This window comes from Marinobacter flavimaris, from assembly GCF_002933295.1.
GTDB lineage: Bacteria > Pseudomonadota > Gammaproteobacteria > Pseudomonadales > Oleiphilaceae > Marinobacter > Marinobacter flavimaris.
This window is the reverse complement of record NZ_PSSW01000003.1, coordinates 216,001-237,895: the sequence shown is the minus strand read 5'-3', so window position 1 is coordinate 237,895 and position 21,895 is coordinate 216,001. Positions and strand designations below refer to the sequence as shown.

Annotated in this window: 19 protein-coding genes; 6 read left to right on the top strand and 13 right to left on the bottom strand. The window is 59.6% G+C overall.

Annotated elements, in window-relative coordinates; all coding sequences use genetic code 11:
* Positions 1-77: 77 nt before the first annotated feature.
* The 5 genes from MDHKLMBL_RS07120 to MDHKLMBL_RS07100 form a co-directional block, all read right to left on the bottom strand.
* Entirely contained in the window at positions 78-1,493 is a 1,416-nt protein-coding gene (locus MDHKLMBL_RS07120; protein WP_104270587.1) for an aldehyde dehydrogenase family protein, read from the bottom strand.
* A gap of 10 nt (positions 1,494-1,503) precedes the next feature.
* Entirely contained in the window at positions 1,504-2,610 is a 1,107-nt protein-coding gene (locus MDHKLMBL_RS07115; RefSeq protein ID WP_104270452.1) for a zinc-binding dehydrogenase, read from the bottom strand.
* Positions 2,611-2,682: 72 nt separating this feature from the next.
* Positions 2,683-3,867: an acetyl-CoA C-acyltransferase gene (locus MDHKLMBL_RS07110; RefSeq protein WP_104270451.1), complete on the bottom strand. Its 1,185-nt coding sequence runs from the start codon at positions 3,865-3,867 to the stop codon at positions 2,683-2,685.
* A gap of 164 nt (positions 3,868-4,031) precedes the next feature.
* On the bottom strand, positions 4,032-6,125 hold the full coding sequence (locus MDHKLMBL_RS07105) for a 3-hydroxyacyl-CoA dehydrogenase NAD-binding domain-containing protein (protein ID WP_104270450.1): 2,094 nt from the start codon (positions 6,123-6,125) through the stop codon (positions 4,032-4,034).
* A gap of 287 nt (positions 6,126-6,412) precedes the next feature.
* Positions 6,413-7,237, bottom strand: a complete 825-nt coding sequence (locus MDHKLMBL_RS07100) for an IclR family transcriptional regulator (RefSeq protein WP_008177052.1) — start codon at positions 7,235-7,237, stop codon at positions 6,413-6,415.
* Between the two features lie 275 nt (positions 7,238-7,512).
* On the opposite strand from MDHKLMBL_RS07100, the gene MDHKLMBL_RS07095 reads away from it, so the two are divergent.
* The gene (locus tag MDHKLMBL_RS07095) at positions 7,513-8,442 is read left to right on the top strand and encodes a 2-hydroxyacid dehydrogenase (protein WP_008177050.1); all 930 of its coding nucleotides are present in this window, start codon (positions 7,513-7,515) and stop codon (positions 8,440-8,442) included.
* Positions 8,443-8,448: 6 nt separating this feature from the next.
* Here MDHKLMBL_RS07095 and MDHKLMBL_RS07090 read toward each other — a convergent pair whose 3' ends face one another.
* Positions 8,449-9,804, bottom strand: a complete 1,356-nt coding sequence (locus MDHKLMBL_RS07090; protein ID WP_008177048.1) for a hypothetical protein — start codon at positions 9,802-9,804, stop codon at positions 8,449-8,451.
* 202 nt (positions 9,805-10,006) lie between these two features.
* On the opposite strand from MDHKLMBL_RS07090, the gene MDHKLMBL_RS07085 reads away from it, so the two are divergent.
* From MDHKLMBL_RS07085 to MDHKLMBL_RS07065, 5 genes are read left to right on the top strand one after another with little or no spacing between them, the layout of a single operon-like run.
* Positions 10,007-11,176: an acyl-CoA dehydrogenase gene (locus tag MDHKLMBL_RS07085; RefSeq protein WP_008177046.1), complete on the top strand. Its 1,170-nt coding sequence runs from the start codon at positions 10,007-10,009 to the stop codon at positions 11,174-11,176.
* Between the two features lie 31 nt (positions 11,177-11,207).
* On the top strand, positions 11,208-12,404 hold the full coding sequence (locus tag MDHKLMBL_RS07080) for an acyl-CoA dehydrogenase family protein (RefSeq protein WP_008177045.1): 1,197 nt from the start codon (positions 11,208-11,210) through the stop codon (positions 12,402-12,404).
* A gap of 10 nt (positions 12,405-12,414) precedes the next feature.
* Positions 12,415-13,551, top strand: coding sequence for an acyl-CoA dehydrogenase family protein (locus MDHKLMBL_RS07075; protein ID WP_053113641.1), 1,137 nt, complete (start codon positions 12,415-12,417; stop codon positions 13,549-13,551).
* Positions 13,552-13,591: 40 nt separating this feature from the next.
* On the top strand, positions 13,592-14,350 hold the full coding sequence (locus tag MDHKLMBL_RS07070) for a class II aldolase/adducin family protein (protein WP_104270449.1): 759 nt from the start codon (positions 13,592-13,594) through the stop codon (positions 14,348-14,350).
* A gap of 21 nt (positions 14,351-14,371) precedes the next feature.
* A complete protein-coding gene (locus tag MDHKLMBL_RS07065) occupies positions 14,372-14,830 on the top strand; it encodes a MaoC family dehydratase (protein WP_008177039.1) in 459 nt (152 codons plus the stop codon).
* Between the two features lie 5 nt (positions 14,831-14,835).
* On the opposite strand, the gene MDHKLMBL_RS07060 is transcribed toward MDHKLMBL_RS07065, so the two are convergent.
* The 7 genes from MDHKLMBL_RS07060 to MDHKLMBL_RS07030 all read right to left on the bottom strand — a co-directional run bounded on the left by MDHKLMBL_RS07060 (position 14,836) and on the right by MDHKLMBL_RS07030 (position 21,816).
* Positions 14,836-16,503 (bottom strand): long-chain fatty acid--CoA ligase, encoded by a 1,668-nt coding sequence (locus MDHKLMBL_RS07060; RefSeq protein WP_053113637.1) that lies wholly within the window; start codon positions 16,501-16,503, stop codon positions 14,836-14,838.
* A gap of 22 nt (positions 16,504-16,525) precedes the next feature.
* Positions 16,526-17,305, bottom strand: a complete 780-nt coding sequence (gene surE, locus MDHKLMBL_RS07055) for a 5'/3'-nucleotidase SurE (RefSeq protein ID WP_008177035.1) — start codon at positions 17,303-17,305, stop codon at positions 16,526-16,528.
* Positions 17,302-18,366 carry a phosphotransferase gene (locus tag MDHKLMBL_RS07050; RefSeq protein ID WP_104270448.1) on the bottom strand — a complete coding sequence of 355 codons (1,065 nt, stop codon included), beginning with the start codon at positions 18,364-18,366 and terminating at the stop codon, positions 17,302-17,304. The genes surE and MDHKLMBL_RS07050 overlap by 4 nt, the downstream gene beginning before the upstream one ends.
* 34 nt (positions 18,367-18,400) lie before the next feature.
* Positions 18,401-19,168, bottom strand: a complete 768-nt coding sequence (locus MDHKLMBL_RS07045; protein ID WP_008177032.1) for an SDR family NAD(P)-dependent oxidoreductase — start codon at positions 19,166-19,168, stop codon at positions 18,401-18,403.
* A 163-nt stretch (positions 19,169-19,331) separates the two neighbouring features.
* Complete coding sequence (locus MDHKLMBL_RS07040) at positions 19,332-20,534, bottom strand: acyl-CoA dehydrogenase family protein (RefSeq protein ID WP_053113634.1); 1,203 nt, start codon at positions 20,532-20,534, stop codon at positions 19,332-19,334.
* Between the two features lie 47 nt (positions 20,535-20,581).
* Positions 20,582-21,022 carry a PaaI family thioesterase gene (locus MDHKLMBL_RS07035; RefSeq protein WP_053113633.1) on the bottom strand — a complete coding sequence of 147 codons (441 nt, stop codon included), beginning with the start codon at positions 21,020-21,022 and terminating at the stop codon, positions 20,582-20,584.
* The gene (locus tag MDHKLMBL_RS07030; protein WP_053113631.1) at positions 21,022-21,816 is read right to left on the bottom strand and encodes an SDR family NAD(P)-dependent oxidoreductase; all 795 of its coding nucleotides are present in this window, start codon (positions 21,814-21,816) and stop codon (positions 21,022-21,024) included. Before MDHKLMBL_RS07030 ends, MDHKLMBL_RS07035 begins: the two co-directional genes overlap by 1 nt.
* Positions 21,817-21,895: the final 79 nt, after the last annotated feature.

Below are 21,895 nucleotides of genomic sequence, written 5' to 3'. Positions count from 1 at the left end.
CCGGCAGAAAAGACACCCCCACCCCGTGGCCGATCTAACTCTCAGGGCCACCGATCGGCAGCCCAGCCTATCGGCATTTACAGCTGCAAAGACCGGATTTCCAAAAACTCCTCCAGTCCCCACTTGCCAAATTCGCGGCCGATACCGGAATGGCCGAAGCCGCCAAACGGTGCCATCGGGTTGAACGCACCACCGTTCACGAATACCTGACCAGTGCGCAGCTTGCTGGCAATTTTCTTCGCCTTGGCATCATCCCCGGACCAGACTGCACCGGAGAGACCGTACTCTGTGCCATTGGCGATTCTGACGGCGTCTGCCTCATCGTTGTAGGGAATCACGCACAGCACCGGACCGAAGATCTCTTCCTGGGCGATACGGCTATCCGGCTTGACGTTGCCGAACACGGTGGCCTTGACGAAGTAACCCTTGTCACAACCCTCGGGCGCCTCAGGGCCGCCAGCGATGAGCTTGGCACCTTCCTCGATACCCAGCTTGATGTAGTCGATCACCTTGTCACGCTGCTGGGCAGACGACAGCGGGCCTAACCGTGTGGTTTCTTCCAGCGGGTTGCCCGGGGTCATCTTTGCCACAGCCGCGGCGGCCAGTTCGCAGGCTTCATCGTGCTTGTCGGCCGGAACCAGCATGCGGGTGAGTGCGGTGCAGGTCTGGCCGGAGTTCAGCAGGCAGTTGTTCACAGTGCCTTTAACCGCGCCCGCCAGGTCGGCATCCGGGAGGATCACGGAAGCGGATTTGCCACCCATCTCCAGGGCGATCCGCTTGAAATCGTCCGCTGCTGCGTGGGCAATCAGGTTGCCGGTGCGGGTAGAACCGGTGAAGGACACCATGCGCACATCGGGGTGCTTGATCAGGGTATCACCCACGGTCTGGCCGTAACCGCACACCATGTTGAACACGCCCTTGGGCAGATCGGTCCCATCCAGAATGTCAGCCAGGATAAACGCCGTTTGGGGCGCAATTTCCGAGGGTTTGAGCACAACGGTACAACCGGCTGCGATCGCAGGAACGATCTTCAGGATCACCTGGTGCAGCGGGTAGTTCCAGGGGGTAATGCAGCCAACCACACCCACCGGGGCGTATTGAACTTCGGAGTTACCGGATTGCTCGGTAAATTCGAAGTCCGGCAGCAGCTTCAGATAGCTCTTGGTCACCGCAGCCGGCATACCGGCCTGGATCGGCGTGGCCAGTTTGATGGGCATGCCCACTTCGCGGCAGACCGTCTCGGCAATTTCCGGACCCCGCTCTTTCAGACCGGCGTGCAGCTGCTCCAGCACCTTGATACGCTGCTCGACGGTGCTTTCGGACCAGCTTTCAAACGCCGCGTCGGCGGCGGCAATGGCCTGTTCCATCTCATCCGCGCCGGAGGCGGGCACCCGGGCAATAACGTCACCGGTGCCGGCTTCGTGAACGTCGATCATGTCACCGGCCCAGCTAACCCATTGGCCGTTGATGTAGTTCCTGTTCAGTTCGTTCATGCGTTTCACCTCAATCAAATACAATTACGCCCCGGGCATTCTTGCCCGCCACCATATCCTCGAACGCCTGCGCGGCTTCTTCTATGGGGTAGGTCCGGGTAACCAGTTCGTCCAGCTTGAGTTTACCAGCCTTGTAAAGACCCAGGATTCTGGGGAAATCGTGCTGCGGCCTGGCGGAGCCCAGCCAGCTGCCTTTCAGCGTACGCTCATCGGCCGGCAAGGTCAGGGTGGTCAGTGAGGTCTTGTCCTTCGGATCCGCCACGCCCACCACCACGGCAGTGCCGCCACGCCCCAGACTCTTGTAGGCCTGCTCGACAACCGGCCCGGCGCCGACGCATTCGAAGGCATAGTCTACGCCGCCGGTCATTTTCTTTATCGCTTTGGCTGCGTCTTCCACCTCGTTAATATTCACGGTGTGGGTGGCGCCGAATTCTTTCGCCATCGCCAGCTTGGTCGGGTTGCTGTCTACCGCCACGATCATCTCGGCACCGGCGGTGACACAGCCCTGGATGGCATTGAGACCAACGCCGCCAATACCAAACACGGCGGCCCGGGAGCCGGGTTCAAGTTTTGCGGTGTTGAACACGGCGCCCACACCGGTCATCACAGCGCAGCTGACCAGGGCTGCGTTCTGCATGGGCACGGTTTCATCCACCTTGACACAATTGTCCACGTGCATGGTGGCGAACTCGGCCATCACGCCGCAGGCGCCGAAGACGTTCAGGGGCTCGCCGTCTGCACCCTTGGTTCTGACGGTGCCATCCGGCAGGTTGAACATGGCCTTGCGGGCGTTCTCGCACAGCACCGGGCGGCCACGGACACACTGGCTGCATTTGCCGCACATTGAGATAAACGTGCTCACCACATGGTCGCCTTCCTTGAAGGCGGTGACGCCCTCACCGACTTCGACAACCACGCCGGCGGCTTCGTGCCCCAATACAAGGGGAGGCGGGTAGGGAATCTTACCCGTGGTGGCGGACAGATCGCTGTGGCAAACGCCGCAGGCCGCGATCTTGATGGTGATTTCATCCCGCTTGGGGCCTTCTACCGTGATGGTTTCCACCTGAACAGGCTGCCCCCATTCCCGGCAGACGACGGCTTTTGCTTGTCTGTCCATGCATTTCCCCTTTTGGTCAACAAGGGGTCAGAAGAAAGCATTCTTCTGACCCCGATCTCATACAGGCCGGCTTCAAACTACCTCGAACAGCCCAGCAGCACCCTGGCCACCGCCGATGCACATGGTGATCACCACGTATTTCGCCCCACGGCGCTTGCCCTCGATCAGGGCGTGGCCTGTCTGGCGGGCGCCGGTAACACCAAAGGGGTGGCCGATGGAAATTGAGCCGCCGTTTACATTCAGCTTCTCCATGGGAATGCCCAGGCGGTCACGACAGTAAATCACCTGCGACGCGAAGGCTTCGTTCAGCTCCCACAGATCAATGTCGTCCATGGTCAGACCATTGCGCTCAAGCAGGCGCGGAATCGCATACACCGGGCCGATGCCCATCTCATCCGGCTCACATCCCGCCACAGCGAAGCCACGGAAAATACCCATGGGTTCAATGTTGTGCTTCTCGGCATAAGTGCTGTTCATCACCGTGCACACGGAGGCGCCGTCCGACAGCTGGCTGGCGTTGCCCGCCGTGATGAACTGCTCCGGACCACGCACCGGCTCCAGACCCGCCAGGCCCTCAAGGGTCGTATTCGGGCGATTACACTCGTCACCTTTCAGGGTCACCTGCTTTTCACTGACCTCACCGGTTTCCTTGTCCTTGACCAGCATGGTGGCATCGAAAGGCACGATCTCATCATCAAACTTGCCCGCCTGCTGGGCCGCCGCCGTGCGCTGCTGGGAAATCAGCGAATACTCATCCTGGGCTTCACGGCTGACGTTGTAGCGCTTGGCGACAATATCCGCCGTCTCAATCATCGAAAGGTACAGCTCGGGCTTGTTCTTCATCAGCCACTCATTGGTGGCGTGGAAGCTGTTGATCTTCTCGTTCTGCACCAGGGAAATGGACTCAACGCCCCCGGCCACCATGGCGGGTACTTTTTCGGACACCACCCGCTGTGCCGCCAGGGCAATGGACTGCAACCCCGAGCTGCAGAACCGGTTGATGGAGAACCCGGCAGTGGTCACCGGAAGACCGGCGCGGATGGCCGCCAGACGGGCAATATTCCGGCCCTGGGCGCCCTCCTGGTAGGCCGCGCCCATGATCACATCCTCAACAATAGACGGATCAATACCTGCGCGCTCAACAGCATGCTTGATAACGTGACCTGCCATATCCACGCTGTGTGTGTTGTTCAAAGAGCCCCGGTAGGATTTCGCAAGGCCGGTGCGCGCGGTGGAGACGATTACTGCATCAGACATAACAATGCCCTCAATTTTTGAAACATGTAGGTCGGGTTAGCCTAAACACTCAGCTAAGCCGGTCGTGGGGCGGGGTGTCTTTTCCGCCGGGAAAAGATGTCTGAGCAAAGCGAGTTGCTTTTCCCAAAGGAAAAGACACCCCGCCCTGCGACCCGCCCGCCAAGTTACAGGTCAGCGAACTTACGGCCTTCAGCAACCAGCTTCTCGAGCAGAGCCGCCGGCTCCCACTGCTCGCCACCAACGGTATCCTGGTACTTCTTAACCGCTGAAAGAATCGTATCCAGACCTTCCTGATCGGCCCAGAACATGGGGCCACCGCGATAGGCCGGGAAGCCATAGCCGTAGATCCAGACAATGTCGATATCCAGAGGACGATCGGCGATGCCTTCCTCCAGGATCTTCGCGCCCTCATTGATCATCACATACACGCAGCGCTCGAGGATTTCCTGATCGGTGATCTCCCGGGGCGTAATCCCCTGTTCCTTGCGGAACTGCTCGATCAGCTGCTCCACTTCCGGGTCGGGAATCGGCTTGCGGCTGCCTTCCTCATACTTGTATACACCTGCCTGGGTCTTCTGACCAAGGCGGCCCTGTTCGGCAAGCTTATCCATCCAGCTGGCGGGAATGTCTTCGCCAGCCTTGCGGCGCTCTTCGCGAATCCGGTAACCCACATCAATCCCGGCAAGATCGGACATCGCGAACTGGCCCATGGGGAAACCGAGATCGGTCAGCACCTTGTCGACCTGCTGCGGGGTGGCGCCCTCGTCCACCAGGGACATGGCCTCGGTGCCGCGCTTGTGGAGCATCCGGTTGCCGACAAAGCCGTAGCAGTTACCCACCATGACGCCCACTTTCTTGATCTTCTTGGCAACCGCCATCACCGTGGCTTTGACCTCATCGGAGGTCTTGCTGCCACGCACGTTCTCCAGCAGCTTCATCACGTTAGCCGGGCTGAAGAAGTGCATACCCACCACGTCTTCCGGGCGCTTGGTGGCAGACGCAATCTCGTCGATATCCAGGGTTGAGGTGTTGGACGCCAGAATCGCACCCGGCTTGCAGACCTCATCAAGCTTGGCAAAGATTTCTTTTTTGATGGCCATGTCCTCGAACACCGCCTCGATCACCAGATCAACGTCCCGGAAATCGTCGTAGGTCAGGCTCGTGGTGATCAGCGCCATCCGCTGCTCCACCTGCTCCTGGGTCAGTTTGCCCTTCTTGGCGGAGTTCTCGTAGTTGCGGCGGATAATGGCCAGGCCCTTGTCCAGAGCGTCCTGTTTTACTTCCACGATGGTGACCGGAATGCCCACATTGACGAAGTTCATGGCAATACCGCCACCCATGGTGCCGGCGCCGATAATGCCAACGCTCTTGACGTCACGAACCGGAGTATCCTTCGGCAGCCCCTTGACCTTGGAGACCTCACGCTCGCCAAAGAACGAATGGATCAGACCAGCGCGCTGGGGTGACTCCATGCATTCCATGAACAGCTCCCGCTCGCGCTTCATGCCTTCGTCAAAAGGCAGATTGAAGGCCGCTTCCACAGCGTCGACACACTTGAACGGAGAGAACAGACCGCGGGCCCGCTTCTTCAGCTCGTCACGGAACTGGTCAAAGACATCGCTGCCCTTGTCCGCGTCGATTTTGTCGGTGATATCGCGAACACGACGTACCGGCTTGCCTTCGTCGACCACTTTCTGCGCATAGGCCATGCCTACAGCGCGGATATCGTCGCCTTCCTCTACGGCATCAAGAATGCCCAGGGCCAGGGCATCGTTGGCGCCGACAAACTCGCCGGTGGTAATCATCTCCAGTGCTTTCTGGGCACCGGTCAGGCGCGGAAGCCGCTGTGTGCCACCGGCACCGGGCAGAAGGCCCAGCTTGACTTCCGGCAGGCCCACCTTGGCACTGCTGACCGCAACCCGGTAGTGACAGCTCAGTGCGGTTTCCAGACCACCACCCAGGGCGGTGCCATGGATCGCGGCAACCAGCGGCTTGTCGCTGTTTTCAAAGGTATTCACGAGTGTCGGCAGTGTGGGCTCCTGCATGGGTTTGCCGAACTCACGGATGTCGGCACCGGCAATAAAGGTGCGCCCTTCGCAAACCAGCAGCAGTGCCTTGGCCTCTGTATCTTTCTGGCCCTGCTCCAGGGCTGCGAGCAGACCGGAACGAACAGCCTGCCCGAGGGCGTTTACCGGCGGGTAGTTCACGGTAATAACGCCGATGTTGCCTTCCCGGTTATAGCTAACGACCTCAGACATGATTTCTCCTCGCATTCTTTCTGAAATGTGGTTTTAACTAGCGAAACATGCGTACGATTTAATACAAGTTCGTTTGTGGTTTCAACCACCCATTAAACTACAGGCACAAAAAAACCGCAGGGGTTCTTCTGCGGTTTCTTGGTTTGGAGTTTGTCGGGAGGTGGCGAGCAGGCCCTACAGAAACACGCTGTGAATACATCCTTGTACGCTCGGCTCCGCCATCCATGGCTCCGCACGGTTTCTGTAGGGCCTGCTCGCCACCTCCCTTCGTTACTTCACGACTGTTATCAAACACCCAGCGATTCGATATCACCTGCCAGCATGGCCAACTGGTGGGCAATGGAACCGCGAAGCTTTTCGGCCGGCACCAGGTAAGACGGTGCGGCACAGGTCAGAGCCATGATGGTGCCATCCTGCAGATGAATGGGCACGCCAGCGGAGTTGATGTTGCGGTCCCACTCGCCGATGGACAGGCAGAAGCCGTGTTCCTTGTAGTCCTTCATGGCTTGGTCGAGGCCCTGCTTCTTCTCTGGCCAGGCATCACCATATTTTTCGGCCATGGCGTCGTCAATCACCAGGCGAGCCTTGTCGCTGACGGCACAGTAGTAGGCGCGGCCGGCGGAGGTACTGGCCATCGGCAGTTTCAGGCCGATATCCATCCGCAACAGGGAGGCTTCCGGTGGCAGACGGTTTTCCACGTAGATCATATGCAACCGGTCCCGGCAGGTGAGGCCAACGGACATGTTGGTCTGGCGGGCGAATTCGTCCATGTAGGGCTTGGCCAGTTGGCGAACCTTGAGGTTGGACACGTAGGCATAACCCAGTGCAAGCACCCCGGAACTCAACTGATACTTTTCCAGTTGGGTGTTGTAGCTGAGGTAACCCAGCTTGGTCAGGGTGTAGGTCATCCGCGACACGGTCGGCTTGGGCAGCCCGGTGATGCGGGCGATGTCCTGGTTCCCCAGGATGACAGGACCCTGGCTGAAGGCGCGGAGCACGTCCAGGCCGCGGGACAGGGCCTCGACAAACTTGCGGTCTTTTTCCGGCTTCACGGGCTTACCGTCAGTGGATGCCACTTTCAGTTCGGGTGAGATCTGCTTTTTTCCTGCCATAATGGGACGTCCTCCAACCGCGTCGCCCGCTCCGGTAACCGGTGTATTAATATGGTGAATAATTAAGGATTCATCATTTTAATCGCTGCAGAAATCAAGTACCAGAAAGTATTGTCAAAACCCGTACCAAATATGAAACGATTGGTAGTTATGTTTCAAAATAAAACTCGCATTGCGGTATTTCGTACCGCCTTTACCCATCCAACTCGATACTTTATTCTGCATTGCAAAACACGTTAGCAGCCATCAAACCCCGTGGCGACCCCGGAGGCGAAATGAAGATTCTTTTTGTGGCAGGCGATCCCAAACCCGAACGCTGGACAGTCCCCATCCGCGAACTCCTGCCAGATGCAGAGATTTACGTCTGGGATCCGGACGGGCCGGCGGTCAACGCGGACTACGCCATCGTCTGGCAACCACCTTCAGCCCTGTTCGAACGGGAGAAGAACCTGAAGGCGGTATTCAACCTGGGAGCCGGCATTGACGGGCTATTGAAGGTGCCGAACCTGCCGAAAGATCTGACCGTAGTGCGCCTGGAAGACGCGGGCATGTCGGCGCAGATGGCTGAGTACGTGCTGCATCAGCTTCTGGAAGCAAACCGCGAAATGGAAACCTATCGGGAGCAGCAACGCCAAGGCGTCTGGAAAATTCACCGCCCCATGAAGCGCAGCGAGTGGCCCGTGGGCGTTATGGGGCTTGGCCATATCGGCAAGCGCGTGGCACGAACATTGGCAGCTCTGGATTACCGGGTGAGCGGCTGGGCGCGAGGAGAGCACAGCCTGGAGGGTGTCAGCACCCATGCCGGTCCGGACCAGCTCGCCGGGTTTCTGAAATCGACACGGGTTCTGGTGAACACCCTGCCCCTGACCGACGAAACCCGGGACATCATCAACTATGATCTGCTGAGCCAGCTCCAGCCGGGTGCCGTGCTGATCAACGTTGGCCGGGGTGAACATCTGGTGGAGGACGATCTGCTCAGAGCTCTGGACGAGGGCATACTGCGAAAGGCTTCCCTGGATGTGTTCCGCAAAGAGCCTCTGCCCGAGGATCATCCTTTCTGGCAGCGGGAGGACATCACCATCACGCCTCACATTTCCGCCAGAACCCTGCGGGACGCCACCCTGGAACAGATCACCGGAAAAATCCGGGATCATGCCCAGGGCCGCCCGATTACCGGGGTCGTGGATACTGAAAGGGGATACTGATCTGAGCTAGTGGCCCGGCGTCAGCCAGGCCACCAGAGCCGTCAGTACCAGCAGCAGCGGCAGGGCGATCAGCACGAACAGACCGTTCCAGCGAAACGCCACAACCCACCGTGAGATTTGCCCGAACCTGGATAGCAGCATCACCGAGGGGCCGAAGGGCGAAAGCATCATGGCCAGGGAGAAGCCAATCACCAGGGCCACGGCCACCGGCAGAAGGTGCATACCCTCAGCAACCAGCTGTGGCAACAAACCGGCCTGAACACTCAAGACCGTGATCGGAATAACTCCGATCATCGAGAACATCGGCATCATTAGCATGCCCAGAACGGCCACCAGGAAAACGCCGCTCCCTGTGGCCACCAGGCCGGCCAGGGCATCGGCCGGTATCACTGCGGACAATGCCACACCGAGGATTGCAGAGGCGGCGAAAATGGCCATCTCGTTGTGCATGTTCCACACCTGGCCCGCGCCCTCTCGCAAAACCGGTATCAGCCCACGTTCCTGCCACAACATGTAGATCAGGGTTACGGTCGGGACGGAAAGCATGGCCGCTACCGATACCTTGAACCCGGTCGTCGCCACCAGTGCCGCCATCAGCGAGAAGACCACGAGGATCAGCGCCAGCAGACTTCCGGTACCCGGCAGCCAGCCTTCAACGGCGACACGCTCATTGCTGATCTTGCGAAACCGGCTCTGCTCGAGCACCCAGCCAATCAACACCATCAACAATGCGGCTACCAATCCGAACGGCAACAGCTGGGACCAGCTCAACTGGGGCAGTTCCCGGGTAAGAATTGCTACAGCGACACTGGTGGGCGCCACCAGCGGCACCAGCGCAAAGCCCCTCAGGGCACTGATCAGGACGCTACGCAGCCACTGCAGACGGGATTCGCCGGTAATGCCCCGCTCACGAAGGGTCTCAGCAAGTGTGCCGCACAACAGGCTCATCATTCCAAAACTCAACACCGTTGCAACACCACAGCTGACCAGGGCGTACTTGGGATAGAGCAACACTGGCTTGCCACCCAGCAGCACATCATGAATCCGGCGCAGCACCTCGAACCGGCGTACCAGGCACTGCATCATTCCCAGGCTGCCCAGAAAAGCCGAATAAAAGGCCGCATCGGAGGCCGCTTTCACCAATTGCGCGGTATTCAGGGAGCCTTGTACAGCAAAGGCTCCGAGCACTGCCAGTGCAATCACCAGCAACACCCGCGCGTAACCCTGAAGGTGCCCTGCACCAATGCCGAGCAGGAAGGCCCCGACAAACATAACGCCGGCGAACGCGCTCAGTTCGCGATGCCCAAGGCAGATGGCCACCAGCTCTGTTACCACAGCCAGGGACACGAGCCACTTCAGCATATTGCTCACGGCAGGAGCGCCCAGTCAGATTTGAACACTGCTTGCATTTCCACAACACCCGGATTAGTCTTTCAACATCGAATTACAAAACACAGTTTCGCTTAATGAAACTGTGTTAACACAAAGATAGCACAGATTGGTCCGGTGTCCCTATAACCGGACCTCAACCGGACACCCGATATTCGCTTTCAGGAGACTACAAATGGCTTTCGCACCCTGGAATGACCTGCTGGATTTCGACTCACAACTGGACGAAACCGAACGCCAGGTCCGAGACAGTATTCGCAGCTTCTGCGACCAGCAACTGATGCCCGGCATCACCGAGGCCAACCGGCATGAGAAGTTCGACCGCACTATCTTCAACCAGATGGGCGAACTCGGCATGCTGGGTGCGACCCTGCCGGAGGAATACGGCGGCCCGGGGCTGAACCACGTCTGTTACGGCCTGATTGCCCGGGAAGTGGAACGGGTGGATTCCGCCTATCGTTCAGCCCTGAGCGTTCAGTCCTCCCTGGTCATGTACCCGATCTATTCCTACGGTCAGGAAGCGATGAAAAAACGCATCCTGCCCAAGCTGGCCTCCGGTGAATACGTTGGCTGTTTCGGCCTGACCGAGCCCAACCATGGCTCCGATCCCGGCGGCATGGAAACCCGTGCCAAGAAAGTTGATGGCGGGTACCTGCTAAGTGGCTCCAAGACCTGGATCACCAACTCCCCGATTGCCGACATCTTTGTAGTCTGGGCCAAGTTTGATGGCAAGGTGAACGGCTTTGTAATTGAGCGCGAAGGCGCCAAAGGTCTGGACGCGCCGAAGATCGAGGGCAAATTCTCCCTGCGGGCGTCGGAGACCGGCTCCATCTTCATGGATGAGGTGTTCGTTCCGGAAGAGAATCGTCTGGACGTAGAGGGCCTGAAAGGCCCCTTCAGCTGTCTGAACAAGGCCCGTTTTGGCATTAGCTGGGGTTCGCTCGGTGCTGCCGAGTTCTGCTGGCATGCCGCCCGCAATTACACCCTGGAGCGCATACAGTTCGGCAAGCCCCTGGCTGCCAACCAGCTGGTCCAGAAAAAGCTGGTGGACATGCAGACAGAGATCACCATCGGCCTGCAGGCGGTTCTCCAGCTGGGCCGGATGATGGATGCCGGCACGGTAACACCGGACGCCATTTCACTGCTCAAGCGCAACAATTGTGGCAAAGCCCTGGACATCGCCCGGGTTGCCCGGGACATGCACGGCGGTAACGGCATTTCCGACGAGTACCATGTGATTCGCCACGTGATGAACCTCGAGGCGGTGAACACCTACGAGGGTACCCACGACGTCCACGCCCTGATTCTGGGTCGCGGACAGACCGGCATCCAGGCTTTCAGCTGATAGACAGATCAACGCGAACGAGGTTTTCCCCATGAACTTGAACTACACCGCCGAGGAACTCGCTTTCCGTGACGAAGTCCGCGCATTCCTGGATGAGAAACTGCCTGCGGATATCGCCGCCAAGGTAAAGGGGTTCCGCCGGCTATCCAAAGAAGACCATCAGCGCTGGCAAAAGATCCTCAATGAACAGGGCTGGTACGCCACCCATTGGCCGGAAGAATACGGCGGTGTGAACTGGAGTCCTGTTCAGAAGCACATCTGGGACGAAGAGTCGTCCCGCTATGGCGCACCGCGCTCTGTACCCTTCGGCGTAAACATGGTGGCGCCAGTGATTATCAAGTTTGGCACCGAAGAGCAGAAACAGAGATACCTGCCACGCATTCTCACTGGCGAAGACTGGTGGTGCCAGGGCTATTCCGAGCCGGGCGCGGGCTCGGACCTGGCCTCTCTCAAGACCCGGGCAGTGCGCGACGGCGACCATTACATTGTGAATGGCCAGAAAACCTGGACCACCCTGGGCCAGCACGCCAACATGATTTTCTGCCTGGTTCGCACCAATACCGAGGTGAAAGCGCAGGAAGGCATTTCCTTCCTGCTGATGGACATGGACACCCCAGGCATTACCGTGCGCCCTATCATCACTCTTGATGGCGAGCACGAAGTTAACGAAGTGTTCTTCGAGGATGTGAAAGTTCCCGTGGAGAATCTCGTGGGCGAGGAAGACAAGGGCTGGACCTACGCCAAGTACCTGCTGACCTACGAACGCACCGGTCTGGCCGGCATCGGCATTTCCAAAGCCGCATTGCAGCACCTGAAGGAGCTGGCGACCCGCCGGACCAAGAACGGTCGCCCGCTAATAGAGGATGCGTCGTTCAGCCAGCGCATTGCCAAGGTTGAGATTGACCTGATGGCGGCGTCAATCAGCAACCTGCGCATTATCGCCTCGGTGGAAGGCGGCGGCATGCCGGGTGCGGAAAGCTCCATGCTGAAAGTACGCGGTACCGAAATCCGTCAGACCATCAACGACCTGGCCCGCCGAGCCATTGGTCCCTATGCCATCCCGTTTGTGGAAGAGGAAATGGACCTGGATTACGACGGCGATTTCCTCTCGGACGAGAACGCCGCACCGGTAACTCCCCAGTACTTCAACAACCGCAAGCTGTCGATTTTCGGCGGATCCAACGAGATCCAGAAGAATATCGTGTCGAAAATGATTCTCGGGCTTTAAGGAGGCGACCATGGATTTCCGACTCAACGAAGAGCAGCAGATGCTGCAGGACACCGTGGCCCGCCTGGTGCGCGGTGAATACAGTTTTGAGAAACGCCTGGAATACAGCGAATCGGAGCTGGGCTTCAGCGCCGACTTCTGGAAACAGCTGGGTGAACTGGGCCTGACCGCCGTCCCCTTTCCGGAGGAACTCGGTGGATTTGGCGGTACTGGCGTTGAAGTTCAAAGCGTGATGACCGAACTGGGTCGCGGCCTGTGTATCGAGCCCTACCTGCAGTCCGTGGTTCTCGGTGGCGGGCTGATCAGCCAGGCCGGCAACAGTGAGCAGCACGAACAATGGCTTGGCGGCATCGCCAGCGGCGAGACACAAGCTGCTGTCGGTCTTCAGGAGCCCCAGAGCTTTTACGACCTGAATGACGTGGAAGCCCGTGCCGAGAAGTCCGGGGACGGCTACGTTCTGAACGGTCGCAAGGCCGTGGTCATTGGCGGCCACTGTGCCGATGTATTGGTCGTCTCTGCCCGTACTTCCGGCGACAGCCGCGATGCCGATGGCATCAGCCTGTTCCTGATCAGCGCCGATGCCGAAGGGCTGGACCATCGCACCTACCCCACCATTGATGGTTCCAAGGGCAGCGACCTGTTCCTGAACAACGTCAAGCTGGGCCCCGATGCCCTGCTCGGTGAAGAAGGCAAGGCCGCAGAAGTCATTGAATACCAGGCCGGACGCGCCATTTCCGCTTTATGCGGTGAGGCTGTGGGCGCCATGGAAGTGGCCTGTGACCTGACTCTGGAGTACCTGAAACAGCGTAAGCAATTCGGCGTACCCATCGGCAAATTCCAGGTACTTCAGCATCGAATGGTGGATATGATGTCGGAGCTTGAGCAGGCCCGCTCCATGGCCATCCTGGCAGCCAGCGTTGCCGACGAACCCCAGAGCGACGAGCGCCGCCGGATTCTGGCAGCCGCCAAGAATGTGATTGGTCGCAGTGGCCAGTTCATTTCGGAGCAGGGCGTCCAATCCCACGGCGGCATCGGCATGACCTGGGAATACAACTTTGCCCATTACGCCAAGCGCCTGGTAATGATCAATCATCAGCTCGGTGACGATGACTTCCATCTGGAGCGTTTCGCTGCCCTGCTACAATAATCAGTAGACAACAGTTGTTCGTGGGAATGGGGGCAACACAATGACAACAAATGAGCCGTCAACGGAACAGGATCTCAGGAAAACCGAATGGAAGGTTCGCACCGAGCTGGCCGCCGCCTATCGACTGGTGGCCCTGTTCGGCTGGGATGATCTTGTGTTCACCCATCTCTCGGCCCGGGTACCCGGGCCGGATCACCACTTCCTGATAAACCCTTACGGGCTGCTGTTTCACGAGATTACCGCCTCGTCGCTGGTCAAGGTCGACCAGGAAGGCAAAGTGGTGGAAGCCGCCGGCCTGGGGCGGGTGAATCCCGCTGGTTTCACCATCCACAGCGCGGTGCATATGGGGCGGGACGATGCCGGCGCGGTGATGCACCTGCACGCACCGGACGGGGTCGCGGTATCGGCACACCGGGACGGCCTGCTGCCCCTGAGCCAGACCGCCATGCTGTGTCTCGACCACCTCTGCTATCACGAGTACGAAGGCGTGGCACTCAATATGGACGAACGCGATCGGCTGATCAGGGACCTGGGCAACCGGTCCATGATGATACTGCGCAACCACGGCGTGCTGACTGCAGGCAAGGATGTACCGGAAACATTTACCTACCTGTATTTCCTGATGAAAGCCTGCGAGATCCAGGTCAAGGCCCAGAGCTGTGGCCCCACCCACCTACCCTCGGAACAGGCCATTCGCACCACCGCCGAGCAGTCGCAACAATTGGGCATGGCAGCGAAACTGACCTGGCCGGCACTGATCCGGCTTCTGGACAGCAAGAATCCGGGTTATGCGGTCTGACGCCCAGCGGGGACTACGGCTATGCTGACAGTGCAACTGGACGATCTGACCCATCACAAGAACTCGGTGATTGGCCACAGTCCCTGGAAAACCATCAGCCAGGAAATGATACAGGCCTTCGCCGATGCCACCGGCGATCATCAATGGATACATCTTGATGTGGAGAGAGCCAGGCGAGAGTCGCCCTGGAAGAGCACCGTAGCGCACGGATTTCTGACGGCATCACTGATTCCCCTGCTGAATCAACAGGTCATCAATGTGCGAGGCAAGAGCGCCAGTATCAATTACGGGCTTAACAAGCTGCGCTTCCCGGCAGCGGTAAAAGCCGGCGCGCAGATCCGCAGCAAAATGGAGCTGTTGGACGTGACCAGGGTAGATGAGCAGCGGACGCTGGCCACCTATCGCACCACCCTGGAAATCCGAGGCGGGGAAAAGCCCGCCTGCGTAGCCGAACATCTCGCCATGTATGTGCGGAGCTGAGTCGCTCAGGACTTGGCTTCCCACTCCTCTTCCTGCAGCGCCCGCCACATCAGCTTACCGGTTGGCGACTTTGGCAGCTGGTCGACAAACTCGATCAGGGTGGGAATCTTGTAGGCTGCCATCTGCTCCTTGCACCAGGCGATGATGTCCTCTTCGCTCGTTTTTCCCTCCGCCTCCGGAGTCAGCACGATGCAGGCCTTAACAGTCTCTCCGCGCTTCGGGTCCGGCGAGGAAATAATGCAGACCTCATGAATCCCGGGATGGCGGTACATCAGGCCCTCCACCTCGGACGGCCAGACCTTGTAACCGGATGCGTTGATCATCCGCTTGACCCGGTCGACCATGAAGAAATAGCCCTCCTCATCGTAGTAACCCAGATCGCCGGTGCGGAAAAACTGCTTGCCATCGATCTCCACAAACGCAGTTTCGGTTTCCGCGGGCCGGTTCCAGTACCCGATGGTAACCTGCGGCCCGCTGGAGACGATTTCGCCGGTCTCGCCAGGGCCTTTTTCCTGCAGGGTGTCAACATCAATGATCCGGCTGTCGACATCAAACACCGGGATGCCGAGGCACTGGGGCTTCGGACGGCTCGAGGGGTTGATGTGAGTGGCTGCCATGGTTTCTGAAAGGCCATACCCCTCAATATAATCAAGACCGGTCATGGCCTTGAGCTTGGCGGCCACGGCCTCTGGCATCGCAGCCCCGCCCCCGCCGATGGTGGTGAGACTCGACAGGTCGTACCGGCCAATGTCGGGGTTGGAGAGGAAGTCCACCGCCATGGTGACAATGTTGGTCCAGCCGGTGACTTTATACCTTTCGATCAGCCGCGCCGCGGTGGTCCGCTCCCAGCGAGTCATGATCACTGTAGTGGAGCCGCTGTAGATGGGGCTGTTCATGGAACCGGTCATGCCGGTGACGTGGAAGAATGGCAAGGTGGCCAGCTGCACCGTACTGGCGGTGCTCAGGTTCCAGAAGGCCCGGTGCACGGCGGTAGCCATCACGCTGCGATGAGTGTGCATGCAGCCCTTCGGCGCGCCGGTGGTGCCGGAACTGTAGGGAATCACGGAGAGATCGGCCGGGCCTGCGGTGTGCGCCGAGGGCGCATGGCCTTCCGCCAGCGCCTGCTCCCAGCTGACCATGCCGGCCAGGTCCTCTGACCAGGCTGGAGCGGCGACTTCCGCTGGCAAGGCCAGATCGGTGTCCGGGGCGATATAGCTGCTGTAGGAAGCTACCACGATGTGGTTGAGATCGGTGGTCTCCAGCAACGGGGCAATAAAGCCGGCCAGTTCCTGACCTGCGAGGCAGACATTGGCACCGGTATCAGCAACAAAGTGCTCCAGTTCCGCCGCTCGGTTCATCGGGTTGATAGGGATTACCACGGCATCCGCCCGCAGAATGGCGTAATAGGCAATGACGTATTGCGGGGAGTTCTGCATGTACAGCAACACCCGATCACCTTTAGCGACGCCCTGAGCCTGCAGGTAGCCGGCCATGGCCTCCACTTCCCGGAACAGCTGGCTGTAGGTCATGGGTGCATCGTAGAAAACGATGGCGTTACGGTCCGGATAGCGCCGCGCCGAAATCTCAAGGTTGGTAAACACGCTGGTTCGTGGCAAGGCCAGGCTTTTGGGCAGTTCCCTGGGCCACACGGCGTGATGGCGGGTAAATGGCATTGTTGTGATCCCCTTTTTCGGTTCAGTGGGCCGCTGATGCGGCCAAATCAAAAACGTCAGCGCCGCCGGGCAGGCGGTCCTGGTGGCGTAATGGCGTAATGGCGATGGCTTTGTCCCGCAGCACGCTGGCGTCTTCATCGGGCGCCACAATGTGACGCGAACTGCGATCAAATCCCAGCCACCAGTACGGCAGACTGCGGGCATCCTGACCCGCCTGCAGGCGGGCGCGCTGTATGGAGCCGTTGGACTCCCGGCACCACCGGGCCCGGCTGATGGCGGCCGCCTCGCAGGCGGGAAAGTTGACGTTCCAGGCCCGATTCAGACCTGGCTGCCACAGCTGCCTGATGATGGCCTCGCCATGAATGGAAACCGGCGACCAGTCCACGCCTTCGCGACTCAGAAACGCCTGGCTCAGTGCCATGGCAGGTATGCCCATATGTTCGGCACTCAGCACCGCGCCGACGGTTCCGGAATACTGCACGGAATCGCTGATATTGGCCCCGCAGTTCACCCCGGAAAGCACCAGATCCGGCGGGGTTTCCCCGAACCACCGGGCCAGCGAATAGAGCACACAGTCCGCCGGCGTACCGGAGACTGCATAGCGCCTGTCACCCTGCTCATACACCCGCAAAGGATCATGAATGGAGATGCTCTGGCCGGCGCCGCTACGATCATGCTCCGGCGCCACCACCCAGACCTCCTCGGCCAGGTTGCGGGCGATCTGCTCGAGCACTTTCAGGCCTGGCGCGTTGATGCCGTCATCATTGGTGATTAGGATGCGTTTGACCATGGGATCGTTCATGACGATGGTCCCTCACTGGCAATCCGCCAGCCGACATCGGCCAGAAGGCTGGCCCGCCGGCCAACCTCCAGGGCATCGGCATTGGCGGCATTGCCATCCAGAGCCCGCTTGTAGACACCCTGAAGAATAGACGCCAGCCGGAACAGGGAAAACGCCAGGAACACGTGCCAGTCGGCGATGCCGTCCCGGCCGGTCTGCCGACAGTATCGGGCAATGGTTTCCTGTTCGTCCGGAATACCCAGCGCCTCCAGGTCTTCTCCCTGCAGTCCTCGCATGCCCTGCAGGTCCGACGGCAGGTAGTACGGCAGACAGTAATACGCCAGGTCCGCCAGCGGGTGACCGAGGGTGGACAGCTCCCAGTCGAGGATGGCAATAACCTCGGGCCGCTGCGGCGCCAGCATCAGATTGCCAAAGCGGTAATCGCCATGGGCGATGGCGCATTCGTCGGTCGAGGGCAGGTTCTCCGGAAGCCAGGCCATAAGCTTGTCCATTGCCGGAAGCTCGTCGGTTTTGGAAGCCAGGTACTGTTTGCTCCATCGAGCCACCTGCCGGGCCACATAACCTTCCGGCCTGCCAAAGTCACCAAGACCGACCGCCTTCACATCCACCGAGTGAAGGCGCGCCAGGGTGTCGATGGCCGAGTGATGGGCCGGCAGCCGTTCCTGGCGATCCAGCGCCCGCAGCGCCGAGTGGCTGACAATACGGCCCTCAAGATAGTCCATGACGTAGAACGGGGTGCCGATGACATTGCTGTCTTCGCACAGAGCCCGGGTGTTTGGCACCGGGACACTGGTGTGCTCGGACAGGGCACGCATGACTTTGTACTCTCGTTCTACCATGTGGGCGGAGGGCAGGGTTTTGCCAGGCGGCTTTTTGCGCAGCACGTATTGGCTGCTGTCGGTGTCCAGCAGAAACGTGGGGTTGGACTGGCCACCCTGGAATTGCCGGACATCCAGCCTTGTGCCGAAGCCCGGTATGGTCTGCTGCAGCCAGGTCAGGAGGCTGGCTTCATCGAATTTGTGGGCCGGGAGGACGTCTACCAGCTCTGGGGTGATGCTCATTTTTGTTTTGCCTTCAGTTTTGGGGCGTCGGCCCCTAGCAAATCGTTTCGCCGCCGTCGGCTACGATGACCTGGCCGGTGATGTAGGCGCTGGCCCTGGTGGAAAGAAACACCGCCAGGCCGGCGATGTCGACCGGGTCGCCAATTCTGCGCAGCGGCGTTTTGTCTTCGGCGCGTTTGACCCGTACCGGGTCTTCCCACAGCGCCCGGGCGAAGTCGGTTTTGATCAGGCCGGGGGCGATGCTGTTAATCCGGATACCTTTCGGGCCCCACTCCACTGCCAGGTTCCGCGCCAGGGCAGCTTCTGCGGCCTTGGAAACGCCGTAGGTTCCGATGGTGGTGTTGCCCCGCATACCGGCGATGCTGGACAGCAGCACCACAGCACCTTCGCCTTTTTCCGCCATCTGCGGCAGCACCATGTTCGTCAGCCAGAAGGTGCCCTTGACGTTGGTGTCCATGATCTTGTCCCAGGCGTCGTCGGTCATTTCAGCGGTGGTGCCGTACACCGGGTTGGTGGCGGCGTTGCATACCAGCACATCGATAGTGCCCCAGGCCTCGTTGGTTTTATCCACCAGGTTCTGCAGCTGGTCTTTTTTACCAACATGGCAGGGAATGGCGATGGCCTCGTAGCCCTGGGCTTTCAGTTCACTGGCCACCTGCTCACAGGCCTCGGCCTTTCGGCTGGAGATCACGACTTTGGCACCCAGGCGGGCCATTTCTTCGGCGATGGCGCGGCCGATGCCTTTGGTGGAGCCGGTAATCAGCGCGACCTTGCCGGTCATGTCAAACAGTGGATTATTCATTCTTCGATCCTCATGCACTGAAGCACGGGAGTGGGCGGGGTGATGTCCTTCAGGGACTGTGCAAAACAGGGATGTTTTGCTCAAGCCTACATGAACGTATTCACGGCGTGTCCCGGAAGGACATCAGCCCAACCGCTCTCCCCCTGATTCAGAGGTTATCGTTTTAGCGGTATTGGCGAAGCTCAATCTTGGCCACAGAATCCAGATGAACCTCATCGGGCCCGTCTGCCAACCGCAGAGTCCGTACCTTGGCCCAGGCTTCGGCCAGGAAGGTGTCCTGGGAAACACCGGCTCCGCCGTGCACCTGAATTGCCCGGTCCAGCACCTTCAGCGCCATGCTCGGTGCAATCACCTTGATCATCGCGATTTCCTGACGGGCCACCTTGTTGCCGACGGTGTCCATCATATGCGCCGCCTTCAGGGTCATCAGCCTTGCCTGCTCGATCTCGATGCGACTGCGCGCAATGTCCTTGCGGATGGAATCAAAACTGGACAGCGGCTTGCCGAAGGCCTCCCGGGCATTGGCACGCTTGCACATCAGCTCCAGAGCCCGCTCGGCGACGCCGATGGTGCGCATGCAGTGATGGATACGGCCAGGCCCGAGGCGGCCCTGGGCAATCTCGAACCCCCGGCCCTCGCCCAGCAGGATATTGCTCACCGGCACCCGCACGTTTTCGTAGTGAATCTCCGCATGGCCATGGGGCGCATGGTCATAGCCGAACACCGTCAGGGGGCGAATCATTTTCACGCCTGGCGCATCCAGCGGCACCAGAATCATCGACTGTTGCTTGTGCTTCTCGGCCTGAGGGTCGGTCTTGCCCATCACGATGGCGATCTTCGAAGTGGTGGTCATGGCACCGGAGGACCACCACTTTTTGCCGTTGATTACGTACTCGTCACCCTCGCGGCGGATTTCACAGGCGATGTTGGTGGCATCTGACGACGCCACATCCGGCTCGGTCATTGAGAAACAGGAACGGATCTCGCCATCCAGCAGAGGCTTCAGCCATTGCTCCTGCTGCTCTTTATTGCCATAGCGGGCGATGGTTTCCATGTTGCCTGTATCAGGAGCGGAACAGTTGAACACCTCAGGAGCCATGGCCGAGCGACCCATCACTTCACACAGGTGGGCGTATTCGTAGTTGGTCAGCCCGGCGCCGAATTCGCTTTCCGGCAGGAACAGGTTCCACAGGCCGGCGGATTTGGCCTTCTGTTTCAGTTCCTCAATAATCGGAACCGGCGCCCAGCGGTCTTCTGCCTGCTCGATCTGCTCATGATGCTTGTGCTCGTTCGGGTAGATATAGGCATCCATGAACTCATTCAGCTGATTCTGCAGCTGTTTCGCTTTGTCAGACAGTTCAAACATGTCCGCTTCCTCTTGGTGTTGTTGGCATTAAGTCGGTAACCGTTCCGTCAGATCGGAACGCCCTCTGGTTTGTCGCTGCCGGACCGGATCCGGAATGTACCTTCGGCGATGGCCAGCAGGTTGCCCTTGTCGTCATGAACCTCACCCGTACTGTTGAAAATCCGGGTGCCCCCGGCGCGCTTACGTCCGGTGATCCTGATCGTTCCGCCGGAGCACTGCCCGGTGAAGGTGGTGGTCAGGGACAGGGTGATGGCCTTACGCATCCGCCCCGGGTAGGGGCAATAGGTGCCTGCCTGGGCCAGCACAATATCCAGCAACGAGGTAAGCACACCCCCGTGGATCACCCCTCCCAGGTTCAGGTGCCGTGGCTGCAGTTCCAGCTCAAGCACCGCCTCGTCTTCCTCCCAGGAGACCTGACGATAACCCAGCAGGCTGTGAAAACCGGGCAGGTCCTTACCGTCGGTAAACAGGGGCTCTTGATCATTCATTACACTTTCATTCCTGGCAGGTTAAGGGATGCGGTATTGCCGCCGTCCACGGGCAAGGACTGGCCGGTGATGTAGCTGGCATCGTCGCTGGCCAGAAACAGGATTGCCGCGGCGATTTCTTCCGGATTGCCATACCGGCGCAGCTCACAGCGGGCGCCGAGCTTATGGGCCTTTTCATTGGCCCAGGCGTAGTCGAACACCGCCCGGGTCATGCCGGTTTCCACCAGACCGGGGCACACTGCATTTACCCGTACGTTGTCGCCGCCCAGGTCACAGGCGGCGGTCATAGTCAGATTGATGACGCCGGCTTTGGAGGCACTGTAGGCGTTGCCGCCCGCGCCGGACCGGATACCTGCCACCGACGCAGTGTTGACGATAGCGCCGAGCTTGCGGGCCTGCATATGGGGCGCCACGTGCTTGATCAGAAGCATGGTGCCTGTCAGGTTCACCGATAGCACCTGGTCCCACTCGGCACGGTCGTTGCCGGTCACCGGCGGGTGGCCCTGACCGGTACTGGCAATGCCGGCGATATTGCACAGCACGTCGATCTGACCGAAGCTGGCGATAGCCTCGTTGACCAACGCATCCACCTGGGCTTCGTTGGCCACATCCACCAGCCGTCGAAGGCGCCGGGCTCGCTCTGGCAACTGGTTTTCAGTTTCCACCAGACCGGCCTCAGAGGTATCCGCCAGGATCACTGACGCACCCTCCCGAGCGAGTCGCAGAGCCGTCGCCCGACCAATGCCGCTGCCGGCACCGGTGACAATGGCTACCCGTTGATCAAACCGTCCCATATGCCGATGCTCCCCGGTCTGTCTCATTGTTGTTGGTTGATGGTGCTGGGGTCTTTCCATCCAGTTAATTTGTCACGCC